This is a genomic window from Streptomyces sp. NPDC039462, from assembly GCF_055639375.1.
On record NZ_JBVKAO010000009.1, the window covers coordinates 273,151 to 285,393 of the forward strand.

Sequence of the window (12,243 nt, forward strand, 5' to 3'; positions counted from 1 at the left end):
CTTACGCGGCGGTTGCGCCGCCGGTCCCGTGGGCGACGCGCGTCAGAGGCCGCCGGTCGGAACACCGGCTGCGCTCCGCGGCGGCGCTGCCACGGGGCGTGTGCGTTGCGGGGACAGTAGCGAGGCCGTCCCGCTCAGCGGAAGACTTCGTCCAGAATCCGGGCACCGGGACGCCCCTAGCGCCCCCATCTGCCCCGTTACGCGGGGCGCCGCCAAAAAGACGTACGCGCGAGATCCACACAAGCCCTCCGCACTCGGAACGCCCCGCTCCTTACTCGAACGTCACTTCATGCGGGTGGCCCACTCCTGGACCTTCTCGATCCGCTGCCGCAGCTGCCCGGCCGTCGCCTCCGCGCTCGGCGGCCCGCCGCACGTGCGCCGCAGCTCGGTGTGGATCACCCCGTGCGGCTTCCCGCTCTGATGGACGTACGCGCCGACCATCGTGTTCAGCTGCTTCCGCAGCCCGAGCAGCTCCTTGTGCGAGACCACCGGTCGCCGCTCGGCGGGCAGCTCCAGGAGGTCCGCCTCCTCGTCCGGCTTCTTCCTGCTGTGGGCGATCTGCCGGGCCTGCCGCTTCTGGAGCAGCATCTGCACCTGGTCGGGTTCGAGGAGCCCCGGGATGCCCAGGTAGTCCTGCTCCTCCTCGCTCCCCGGGTGCGCCTGCATGCCGAACTCGGCGCCGTCGAAGAGCACCCGGTCGAAGACGGCCTCGGACTCCAGCGCCTCGAAGGAGAACTGCTCCTGCTCCCCGGTGTCCTCGTCCTCCTGCTTGTTCGCCTCGTCCATCTCCTTCTCGGACTCGGCGTAGGGGTCCTCCTCCCCCTCCTTCTTCGGCTTGTCGAGGGCGTGGTCGCGCTCGACCTCCATCTCGTTGGCGAAGGTGAGCAGGTCGGGGACGGTCGGCAGGAAGACGGACGCGGTCTCGCCGCGCCTCCTGGACCGTACGAAACGGCCGACGGCCTGCGCGAAGAAGAGCGGCGTCGAGATCGTCGTCGCGTACACGCCCACCGCGAGGCGCGGCACGTCGACGCCTTCGGACACCATGCGGACGGCGACCATCCACCGGTCGGTGCTCGCACTGAAGTCGTCGATCCGCTTGGACGCCCCGGTGTCGTCGGAGAGGACGACGGTCGCCTTCGTGCCCGTGATCTCCCGGATCAGCTTGGCGTAGGCGCGCGCGGAGTCCTGGTCGGTGGCGATGACGAGCCCGCCCGCGTCGGGAATGGCCTTCCTGACCTCGGTGAGCCGCTTGTCGGCGGCCTTGAGGACGTTCGGCATCCACTCGCCGCGCGGATCGAGGGCGGTCCGCCACGCCTGCGACACGGCGTCCTTGGTCATGGGCTCGCCGAGCCGCGCCGCGATCTCGTCGCCCGCCTTCGTGCGCCAGCGCATGTTGCCGGAGTACGAGAGGAAGATGACGGGCCGCACGACGCCGTCGCCGAGCGCGCTGCCGTAGCCGTACGTGTAGTCGGCGGCGGAGCGCCGGATGCCGTCGTTCCCTTCCTCGTACGTGACGAAGGGGATCGGGTTCGTGTCGGACCGGAACGGCGTACCGGTGAGCGCGAGGCGCCGCGTCGCGGGCTCGAAGGCTTCGAGGCACGCCTCACCCCACGACTTCGAGTCACCGGCGTGGTGGATCTCGTCGAGGATCACGAGGGTCTTGCGCTGCTCGGAGCGGTTGCGGTGCAGCATCGGCCGCACGCCGACGCCCGCGTACGTCACGGCGACGCCGTGGTACTCCTTGCTGAGCGGTCCCGCGCTGTACTCGGGGTCCAGCTTGATCCCGATCCGGGCGGCGGCCTCCGCCCACTGCTTCTTCAGGTGCTCGGTGGGCGCGACCACGGTGACCTGCTGCACGACATGGTGGTGCAGCAGCCAGGACGCGAGCGTGAGCGCGAACGTCGTCTTTCCGGCGCCGGGGGTGGCGACGGCCAGGAAGTCTCGCGGCTGCTCCTGGATGTACTTCTCCATCGCGCCCTGCTGCCAGGCGCGCAGCTTGTTGGCGGTGCCCCAGGGGGCACGGCCGGGGAAGGCGGGAGAGAGGTGGTGGGAGGAGTTGGCGGCGGCGCTGGTGGTAGTCACGGTCTCCGGGTTCGCAAGGTCGGCGGCACGTATGACAACCGGGCCACCTTACCGGTGATGCGGGGACGTTCCACTGGGGGCGAGGCTCTCGCGGGGGCGCGGATGCCGGTACGCAGGGCCTCCCGCACGTCCACGTGCGGGCCGTCGTGACGTGCCTCACCAGCCCACCTGGTGTGCCCTGTCACGTCCGTACGAACGTCGGACATCGCACCCGGCTACCCGTCCGCCCGCGCGTCCGTCCGTACGTCCGACGCCGCGTCCGACAGCACGTCCATCCGTACGTCCGTCACCACGTCGGTCACCACGACCCCTGTCTCGTCCGCCGCCGGGACCGCCGCCGCGTCCGGCACCCGCGCCCCCTGGAGCCTCGTCCCCACCCACGCCCCGATCAGGGCGACCACCGCCATCGGCACGAAGACGGCGACGAACGCGGCCGGGTGCGAACCCGTGGCCTCCCCCGCCCCGTGGCCCGCGCCCACCGTGCCGCCGCCGAGCGCGGCGAACGCGGCGCCGCCCGCGGCGAGCAGGACGACGTTCGAGAGTCCGTCGGAGATCTGGAGCGCGGCCGAGTTCGAGCCCGCGTCCGCGGGCGGCGAGAGCCGCAGCAGCAGCACGCTGGTCGAGGCGATCACCATGCCCATGCCGAAGCATCCGAAGGCCCACGCGACCCCGACGATCCACACGGGCACGGACTCGATGAGCACGGTCGGCACGGCCAGGATGGCCGCCGCGACCAGCACCATGCCGGCGGCCACGAGCCGCGACCGGTACGGCTCCATCGCGGGGCGCGACTGGACGTACGACCCGAGCGCCCAGGTCGCCCCGCCCACGGCCAGCGAAAGCCCCGCCATGGTCGGGCTCAGCCCGCGCTGCGTGACGAGCATCAACGGCACGAAGGACTCGGCGGCCACGAACGACCCGGCCGCGACGCCGCGCAGCAGCACGACGGAGGGCAGCCCGCGCGCGGCCCGGTACGTCCCCTCGGGCAGCAGCCCCAGGACGGCCGGCACGAGGACCGCCCCGCCGAGCGCGGCGGGCAGCACCGACAGCCACCGCAGATCCTGCCCCGCGTACTGAAGGAGCCCCGCCCCCAGCGAGATGCCGAGCGCCAGCCGGATGCGGCGCCGGTCGAACCCGGCGGCCGGCGCGTCCGGGTCCACCGGCCCGGACGCCGTCCGCCGTATCGCGGGCAGCGCGAGGGCGAGCGGCGCGACGACGAGGACCGGAATGCCGACGAACACCCACCGCCACCCGAGGTGCTCGGTCACCGTGCCGGACACCAGCGGCCCCACCACGGACGGCACGACCCAACTCGCCGCGAACGCCGCCATGATCGACGGCCGCAGATGCTCCGGGTAGGCCCGGCTGACGACCACGTACAGCCCGACGATCACCAGTCCGCCGCCGAGCCCCTGCACGGCCCGCCCCGCGATGAACAGCCACATCGTCGCGGCGGTCCCGCTCAGCAGCAGCCCCGCCCCGAACAGCGCGATACCGGTGGCGAGCGGTCCCAGCGGACCGCGCCGGTCCGACCACTGCCCGCTGAACACCATGCCGAAGAGGCTCGTCGTGAAGTACCCGGAGAAGGCGAAGGCGTACAGCGCCACGCCGTCGAGCTCCCGGGCCGCGATGGGCATCGCCGTCCCGACGGCGGTCGCCTCGAAGGCGATGAGCAGCACGACGGAGACGATGCCGATGCTCAGGGCTCTGTAGGGCTTGCTCAGTACGCCGCCGGTGTCGTCAGTCATGCACGCCAGGGTAAGAGGCGTGGGGCGGTTTTACCCCTGTCCTGGGGTGGGGGCTTGCTCGTCCCTTGGTCTTACGCCTCTGAGTCCCGTGAGGCGTACGTGACGAAGTGGGACCAGGCGGAGGGGGTGATGGTGAAGTGGGGGGCTTGGGGGGTCTTGGAGTCGCGGATGTGGATGGTGTCGGGGGTGGTGGCTATTTCGACGCAGTCTTCGCCGTTACTGCTGTCGCTGTAGCTGCTCTTGAACCACTCCAGGGCGACCTCGACGCAGTCGCCGGACTCGTTGCTGCTGCTGTAGCTGCTCTTGAACCACTCCAGCCTGGAGGCGTGCCCGGCAGAAGCCTTGCGGATCATGTCTCTCCCAGCACTTGCTCGATGAAGGCCCGAGACTCCCGGGGTGAGAGAGCCTGGGCCCGGATGATGCCATACCGCAGTTCGAGGATGCGGAGCTGCCTCGGATCGGAGACCGGACGGCCTGCGAACTCGTCGTCAGTACGCCCCATCGCTGTACCGTCTCCGAACTTCAGCACCTGGATCCGACCGCCCATCCCGGGGTGGTCACTACAGGACGTCGGCATCACCTGGATCTCGACGTGCCGCAACTCCCCCAACTCCAAGAGGCGTTCGAGCTGACGACGCAGAGCCATTGTCCCTCCGATCGGCCGCCGCAGCGTCACCTCTTCTTGGACGAAGCTGAACTCGGGTGCCGGGCTACGCTCGAAAACCGACCGCCGCGCCAAACGTGCCGCCACCAGGCGCTCCAGCGCCTCATCCGTGTACGCGGGCCGTCGCGTTCCGAGCAGCGCCCGCGCGTACTCCTCCGTCTGCAGCAGGCCGTGGATGTTGTGGTTGCTGTACATCCCGAGCTCGACCGCCCGCTGCTCCAACTTCGCAAGTGCCCGAACCCGCTTCGGATACCTTGCCTCCCGCATCTCCTTCTTCATCGCGGAGACGAGCCCACGGGCGTCGACCACCTCCTCCACCTTGTCCAGGTACTCGGGGCGGGGAATCCGCGCCCCGCGCTCGATCTTGCGGATCAAGTCCTCCCCGTACCCGATCGCCTCCCCGAACTCCGCCACCCTGAAGCCCGCCGCCTCACGCCAGCGCTTCAACTGCTGGCCGACCATCTCGACCACCGCGCTGATCTCGTCCTCGGGGTCGACGTCCCAACCGGGTTCGTCCACGCCGTCGTTACGTTCTTCCACCGCGCCACCTCCGCCGTCCCGTCCAGGCCCAACGCGCACTCGTACCCGTACGTCACCCGGGACAGCCGGGACAAGGCAGGACAAGCGTGGGACAAAATCGGTACGCACAGCGCGCACCGCTATCCGCGCTGCGCTCGGGCCGCCACGCTGAGTGACGTGAACCAGAAAACAACCCGGGCTCAAACCCCCACACCCGCCCACCAGTTCACGGTCCTGCTCTCCGCGACACGAAGAGGCGCCCGCCTGGCCCGGCTCCTGACGAGGGAGCAACTGCGCAGCTGGGAGCAGCCCTCCGCGAACGCGGAGCAGATCGTCGCCGAGCTGGCGAACAACGCCGTGCTGCACGGCCACGTGCCCGGCAGGAGCTTCCGGCTGGCGCTGACCGTCACGGCGACGAACACACTCCGTATCGAGGTGTCGGACGCGCGGGCGGACCGGAGCCCGCCACTGCACCCCCGACGGCCGGCCCCCGACGAGGAGTCGGGCCGGGGCCTGCTCCTGGTCGAGGCCCTGGCCGACCGCTGGGGCACGGACCTGCGGCCGCCCTCGTACGGCCCGTGCAAGACGGTCTGGGCGGAGCTGGACGCGCCCCGGCCGACGTAGCTCAGGCCATGCTCTGGGCGCCGTCGAGGGACTCGCGAATGATGTCCGCGTGCCCCGCGTGCTGCGAGGTCTCGCCGATGACGTGCAGCAGGACACGCCGGGCCGTCCACGACCCGCCGGGCTCCCACCAGGGAGCCGCGGGGAGAAGGTGGGAGACGTCGAGGTCGGGCAGCGCCCGTACCAACGCGTCCGTCGCGGCGGCGGCTTCGGCATAGGCGGCGAGGACGCCCGCCAGCGTCTCACCCGGCAGCATGCGGAACTCGTCCGCGCGCCGGGCCAAGTCCTCGTCGCTCATGGCGGTGAAATCGCCGAAGGCCGCCCGGCCGTCCTGGATGAAGGCGGCCCAGACCCGCTCGACCGAGGTGACGTGCTTGATGATGCCGCCGATGCACAGTTCGCTGGCGGTGGTGCGCAGGCCGGCCTGCTCGTCGGTGAGGTCGCGTGCGGTGCGGCGGAGCATGGTCCGGTGGTGGTCCAGCGCCTCCAGCAGGTCGGCGCGCTCGCCGGTGGTCGCCGGCTGGTCGAAGGTCGTGGTGTCGGTTCCGGGCATGGTGGTGGCCGCCTTCCTTGGGTACCGCTCCATAAGGACAAGCACCACGCTAGAAGGCATATAGGTCAGATCTTGACCTAGTGCGGGGGCCCTGCCCGTATGGGTGCCGTGTGCGTGCGGGCGCTCGACGGACCGGAATGAATGGAGGACAGGAGAACCTCCGTACATCCGTTCGAAGGAGTCCCGCGCATGCGCACCCGTACCGCCGTGACCGCCCTTGCCCTGTCCGCCGCCAGTCTCCTGAGTACCGCCGTGTCCACGGTGCCCGCGGCGGCCGGCGAGCGGGCTCCCGACGTCCGTATCGGTCTCATCGCGGAGACCACCGCCAAGTGCCTGGGCATGCCGGCCAAGGCCCCGCTCAAGGGCATCCCCGACCTGACCACGTTCACCGTGGGTGACCTTTCCCGCTTCCGGAGTCCGGGCATGGATCGCTGCGTTCAGGCCATCAAGGACGACAAGAACAACCCGGTCAACGCCCTCATCGAGAAGCTGAACGCCGCCAAGGGCACGGTTCCCAAGCCGCCGGGTGCGGGCTCTGACGGTGCACGTAACGCCCCTGCGGAGGAGCTGGGGCCGCAGGCCGCACTCCTGGAAGGATCACTGAACAAGTCCTGCCTCAATCTCCCGTCGAAGATCAACGCACAAAGCATTTTGTCCCTGGTCAATGTCGGAGTGCAGGACATCAATGTCCTGTCCAACCCGCAGAATCAGCAGTGCATCGAGAAGGCTTCCGAGGCCAAGGGTGACGAGGCCCTCTCCCACATCCTCAGCAACATCCCGGTGCTCTCGGGGAACCTTTCGCCCGACGGCTGAGGACTCGGCGTCTTTGGTGGGCCCGTGCCTTCGATGCTTACCGGGGCCGCCCGGTGTTTTCCGGAGTGTGGCGGCTCCGGGCCGGCAGTAAAGGGCGCTCCTGCGTCGCGTCGGCTACGCCGATTCCGCTCCGCTCCACCCTTGACTCCCGCCCCTCCACCGCACGTTGACCTTGACCCGGACGGCCAGGGGTGGGGCCGACGGGGACTGTCTGTGGGGTCATCCCCTTTCATCGCCGGGTGCGGCCCGGTCCATCGTGCGTGTCCGTCACGGTCGGGCCTCGGCCTCCCGCCTCCCGGCTTCGCCGCTCGGGTCATCGCCTCTCGCCGCCGGGTGCGGACCGGCCCATCGTGCGTGGCCGTCACGGTCCCGACTCGGCCGCCCGCACGGCCCGGCTGGCCGGGTCATCAACTTTCGCTGCCGGGTGCGGACCGGCCCATCGTGGGCGACCGTCACGGTCAAGGGCGCTGAGCAGGCCCGGGCCCCGCCCTCCCGGGCACCTACTTCGGAAAAGTTGCGAACGAGGAGGCCGCGCGCCCCCCTCCACGACCAATGCGCCGCCCCGACCGGGAGGGAAAGGCCGCCTGCCGGGCACCAACTTTCACGAAGTTGTGAATGGAGGAGCCGCGCGCCCCCTCTTCACGACCAATACGCCGCCCGGCTGGGGGGGGGAGGCCGCCTGTCGGGGACCAACTTTGGGAAAGTTGCGAATGGGGAAGCCGTGCGCCCCCCCCTTCACGACCTATGCGCCGTCCCGGCCGGGCTGGAGAGGCTGCCCCCTCGGGGACCTACTTTCGCGAAGTTGCGAATGCGTTCGCCGCACGCCCCCCTCACTAGCCGATGCGCCCCCAGCATCCGAGCCCACCGCGCCACAATCCCTCCACGACCGGCCCTGCGTGACGGCGCGCAGGGCGTGACAGGGGGGCGCGCGACCTCCCCATTCACAACTTTTCCAAAGTAGGTGCCCGACCGGCCGCCCACATGCCCGGCATCACCCCCACCGCGACGGACACACACGATGGACCGGCCCGCACCCGGCAATGAAGGGGGATGGCCCGGCCAGCCGGGCCGTGCCGGGCGGCCGCGCCCCGAGCGTGGCCCGCGCCCACGATGGACCGGGCCGCACCCGGCAGCGAAAGCCGATGACCCGAGCCGCGAAGCCGGGAGGCGGGAGGCCGAGGCCCGACCGTGACAGGCACACACGATGGACCGGGCCGCACCCGGCAGCGAAAGGGGATGACCCATCCCAGGGATACCCGTCGGCCCCACCCCTGGCCGTCCGGGTCGAAGTCAACGTGCGGTGGAGGGGCGGGAGTCAAGGGTGGAGCGAAGCGGAATCGGCGTAGCCGACGCGACCGCAGGGAGCGCCCTTTACTGCCGGCCCGGAAGCGCCACACTCCGGAAAAAACCGGGCGGCCCCGGTAAGCATCGAAGGCACAGGCCCACCGAAGGCGCCGCAACCCCGACCACCGCCCCTTCATGAACGCGGCATGGCAGTCCCATTGCGTCCCCCCGTGATCGCTTGAGCCCCCCGCAGGCCCCCGCTACCTTCGAGAAGTCAGGTCGGCGACTTGGCCGTGTGCCCGAGAGGCTCAGGGGCTGGACTGCAAATCCAGTAACGCGGGTTCGAATCCCGCCACGGCCTCCGACGGCGTCACCGCGCCGTACCGCAACAAGCGAAAGGGTGGTCCCCCACGAGGGGCCACCCTTTCCGCGTCTGGCGGGGCCCGCAACCGGCCCCGGCGGGGGTTCCCGTGAGCCATCTCTCAGAATCTCATGGGAACCACACGGACGTGTAACCCCAACTAGGCGATTGCGTAACGGAGTTCGGCGCGCGACTCATCCCTCGACATACTCCCCGGACAGCACCTCGGGCCACGACTCCAGGGGGAAGACTTGCGCAACCACGCCAGAAGAGCAGCCGCGGCCACCGTCGCCGCAGCCGCCGCCACGGCCCTCGCAGCGGGCACGACCAGCCCCGCGTCGGCCACACCGGAGACCGCGCCGGTGACCGCACCGGTGGCCGCGCCGGTGATCACCCGGCCTCCGGTGGCGGACCCTGCCCTCAAGCCGTCCAGCCATTCCACGCACCTCACCCTCCTCACCGGCGACCGCGTCGCCGTCGACCGTTCAGGACGCGTCACGGGGTTCCGGCCCGCGAAGGGACGCGAGCACATACCCGTACGGACCCAACGGCTGCCGAACGGCCACACGCTCGTCCTGCCCTCCGACGCCCGGCGCCTGATCGCCGACGGGAAGATCGATCAACGGCTCTTCGATGTCGCAGAGTTGAAGCCCCAGGAGAAGGGCCTCAAGGTCATCGTCGGGTACCGGGGAGCCGCCACCGGCGCCAAGGGCGCAGTTCGCGATGCCGGTGGTACCACCGTCCGCCGGAGCCTGAAGGTGCTGAACGCGGACGCGCTCAGTACGCCCACGCGGGACGCGGCCGCCCTGTGGAAGACGCTGACCCGCAGCAAGAACGGCATCAGCCACGTCTGGCCGGACGCCACCCGTAAAGCCACCCTCGACAAGAGCGTCAAGCAGATCGGCGCCGACCAGGCCTGGGCCGCCGGGTACGACGGCAAGGGCGTCAAGGTCGCCGTGCTCGACTCGGGCGTGGACGCCGCCCATCCGGACCTCAAGGGCCAGATCCTCGCGGAGAAGAACTTCTCCACCGCGCCGGACGCCAAGGACCGCATCGGTCATGGCACGCACGTCGCGTCCATCGCGGCCGGCACGGGCGCCGAGTCCGGCGGGAAGTTCAAGGGTGTCGCCCCCGGCGCGAAGCTCCTCAGCGGCAAGGTCCTGGATGATGACGGCGAAGGCGAGGACTCCGGCATCATCGCCGCGATGGACTGGGCGGCCGCAGAGGGCGCCGATGTCGTCAACCTCAGCCTGGGCGGCTACGACAGCCCCGGGATCGACCCGCTCGAAGCCGCCGTCAACAGGCTCTCCAAGGACAAAGGCGTCCTCTTCGCCGTCTCAGCGGGCAATGAAGGCGCGGCTGAGTCCGTCGGTTCGCCTGGTAGTGCGGACGCCGCGCTGACCGTCGGCGCGGTCGACGACAACGACAAGCCGGCGGACTTCTCCAGTCAGGGCCCGCGGGTCGGTGACGGTGCGATCAAGCCCGACGTGACCGCGCCCGGCGTGGACATCACGGCCGCCGCAGCGCCCGGCTCCGTCATCGAGAGGGAGGTCGGCCAGAACCCCGAGGGCTATCTGACGATCTCCGGTACGTCGATGGCCGCCCCGCACGTCGCGGGCGCCGCCGCCCTGCTCAAGCAGCAGCACCCGGACTGGAAGCAGCCCGAGCTCAAGGGCGCGCTCACCGGCTCCACCAAGGGCGGCAAGTACACGCCCTTCCAGCAGGGTTCGGGCCGTATCGCCGTGGACAAGGCGATCAAGCAGACGGTGATCGCCGACCCGGTGTCGGTGAGTTTCGGCACGCAGCAGTGGCCGCACACCGACGACAAGCCGGTCACCAAGAAGGTGACGTACAAGAACCTCGGCAAGGACGACGTCACCCTGGACCTCACGGTGACCGCGACCGACCCCAAGGGCCGCCCGGCCCCGGCCGGGTTCTTCACGCTCGGCGCGAAGAAGGTCACCGTCCCCGCGGGCGGCACCGCCTCCGTGGACCTGACCGCCGACTCCAAGCTCGGCGGCACCGTGGACGGCGCCTACTCCGCGTACGTCGTGGCGAACGGCGGCGGCCAGTCCGTCCGCACCGCCGCCGCACTCGACCGCGAGATCGAGCGCTATGACGTGACGCTGAAGACCATCGGCCGCGACGGCAGGCCGACGCCGCACCACGACTCGACGATGTCGGCCATCACCGGCAAGGACAAGGGACTCAACGTCTTCCCGGTGGGCGTGAGCACCAAGGTCCGGGTCGCCAAGGGGAGTTACCTGCTGGACTGGTCGATCAATGCCGACCCGGACAACACCGAGAAGGGCACCGACTGGCTCGTCCAGCCCCGGCTGACCGTCGACAGGAACATGACGGTGACGCTCGACGCCCGCAGGGCGAAGCCGGTCGACATCACGGTCCCGGACCGCGACGCCACGCTGGTGTCGGGCGAACCGCGGTACATGTACAAGGGGTATGAATCCGGCCCCACCAACGCCACGTTCAAGGGCCTGCGCACCGCCCACCTCGGCCCGGAGGTTCCCGAGGGCTTCGGCGAGCAGTGGCTCGGCACCTGGACGAAGGGCGCGGGCACCCGCTACGACATGCTCATCGGCGGCACGGTCAAGAAGCTGTCGACGGGTTACACCAAGCACCTGAAGCGCGCGGACTTCGCCACGGTCGAGGTGCGTTCCGGCGCCTCGGCCCCGGGGAAGTCGGGCTCCCTCGCCGTCGCCGGATACCGGCCCGAGGCGGGCGGCATCTCGCACATCTTCGCCCCGCGGAAGCTGCCGCGCACCACGACGGTGCACGTCACCGCGCTCGGCGCCACGAAGTGGGGCATCGACTTCGATCAGTACGGCGACAGGGGCGAGGAGGGCGAGCCGGTCATGGAGGGGTACTACGAGATGGATCCGCGGACCTTCAAGGCGGGCCGGAAGTACACGGAGACCTTCAACGTCGGCGTCTTCGGGCCCGCCCTGAACGCCGCCGGTACCGGCGTCTTCCGCGAAGGCGACCGGCTGGGCGGCCGCATCCCGGTCGTCGCCGACGGCGAGGGCCATGCGGGCTGGACCGCGTACTCCGCGGCGAAGTCGGCGCTCTACCGCGACGGCACGAAGATCGCGGAGAACGACGACCCGGTGACCGGCGCCGAGATGTTCGAGGTGCCGGCGGGTGACGCCGAGTACCGGCTGACCGCGTCGGTGACGCGTGACCCGAGGGTCGCGAGAGCTTCGTCGCGTGTCGAGGCGTCCTGGACGTTCCGCTCCAAGAGGGCTGCGGGACGTGCTGCACTTCCGGTTTCCGTCGCTCGGTTCGCCCCGGCCCTTGATCTGGAGAGCCGCGCCCCTGCGGGTGCGAACCAGTCCGTTCCGGTGACGGTGCAGGGCGCCGCTGCGGGCGCCGGGCAGCTCAAGTCCCTTGCCGTGTACGTCTCGTACGACGAGGGCCGGAGCTGGAAGAAGGTCCCTGTCCGGGACGGTGAGGTGTCCGTGACGAATCCGGCGAAGGGTGAGGGCATCTCGTTCCGCGCCGAGATCACGGACAAGGGTGGCAACAAGTCGTCCGTGTCCCTGTACAACGCTTACTACGGCAAGTAGCGCGCACCGCGAAG

Annotated in this window: 7 protein-coding genes, 1 tRNA gene and 1 pseudogene; 4 read left to right on the forward strand and 5 right to left on the reverse strand. The window is 70.3% G+C overall.

The window, feature by feature from the left end; translation table 11 throughout:
- Nucleotides 1–282: 282 nt before the first annotated feature.
- The 4 genes from ACZ7LU_RS36645 to ACZ7LU_RS36660 all read right to left on the reverse strand — a co-directional run bounded on the left by ACZ7LU_RS36645 (nt 283) and on the right by ACZ7LU_RS36660 (nt 5,034).
- A complete protein-coding gene (locus ACZ7LU_RS36645; RefSeq protein ID WP_398298285.1) occupies nt 283–2,082 on the reverse strand; it encodes a DEAD/DEAH box helicase in 1,800 nt (599 codons plus the stop codon).
- 215 nt (nt 2,083–2,297) lie between these two features.
- Entirely contained in the window at nt 2,298–3,830 is a 1,533-nt protein-coding gene (locus tag ACZ7LU_RS36650; protein ID WP_471919215.1) for an MFS transporter, read from the reverse strand.
- Nucleotides 3,831–3,901: 71 nt separating this feature from the next.
- Nucleotides 3,902–4,183 (reverse strand): DUF397 domain-containing protein, encoded by a 282-nt coding sequence (locus ACZ7LU_RS36655; protein ID WP_398298287.1) that lies wholly within the window; start codon nt 4,181–4,183, stop codon nt 3,902–3,904.
- Nucleotides 4,180–5,034 (reverse strand): helix-turn-helix domain-containing protein, encoded by an 855-nt coding sequence (locus ACZ7LU_RS36660; protein ID WP_471919216.1) that lies wholly within the window; start codon nt 5,032–5,034, stop codon nt 4,180–4,182. Before ACZ7LU_RS36660 ends, ACZ7LU_RS36655 begins: the two co-directional genes overlap by 4 nt.
- Before the next feature lie 156 nt (nt 5,035–5,190).
- Here ACZ7LU_RS36660 and ACZ7LU_RS36665 point away from each other — a divergent pair, with 156 nt between their 5' ends.
- Complete coding sequence (locus tag ACZ7LU_RS36665) at nt 5,191–5,637, forward strand: ATP-binding protein (protein WP_398298291.1); 447 nt, start codon at nt 5,191–5,193, stop codon at nt 5,635–5,637.
- Nucleotide 5,638: 1 nt separating this feature from the next.
- Here the strand turns inward: ACZ7LU_RS36665 and ACZ7LU_RS36670 are convergent, their stop codons facing one another.
- Nucleotides 5,639–6,187 carry a DinB family protein gene (locus ACZ7LU_RS36670; RefSeq protein ID WP_468560149.1) on the reverse strand — a complete coding sequence of 183 codons (549 nt, stop codon included), beginning with the start codon at nt 6,185–6,187 and terminating at the stop codon, nt 5,639–5,641.
- 573 nt (nt 6,188–6,760) lie between these two features.
- Between ACZ7LU_RS36670 and ACZ7LU_RS36675 the strand changes: the two are divergent.
- The 3 genes and pseudogenes from ACZ7LU_RS36675 to ACZ7LU_RS36685 all read left to right on the forward strand — a co-directional run.
- Nucleotides 6,761–7,000, forward strand: a pseudogene (locus ACZ7LU_RS36675) (rodlin); the annotation flags it as partial.
- Between the two features lie 1,573 nt (nt 7,001–8,573).
- A tRNA-Cys gene (locus tag ACZ7LU_RS36680) sits at nt 8,574–8,645 on the forward strand.
- Between the two features lie 251 nt (nt 8,646–8,896).
- Nucleotides 8,897–12,229 carry a S8 family peptidase gene (locus ACZ7LU_RS36685; protein ID WP_471919217.1) on the forward strand — a complete coding sequence of 1,111 codons (3,333 nt, stop codon included), beginning with the start codon at nt 8,897–8,899 and terminating at the stop codon, nt 12,227–12,229.
- The last annotated feature ends 14 nt before the right edge of the window (nt 12,230–12,243 follow it).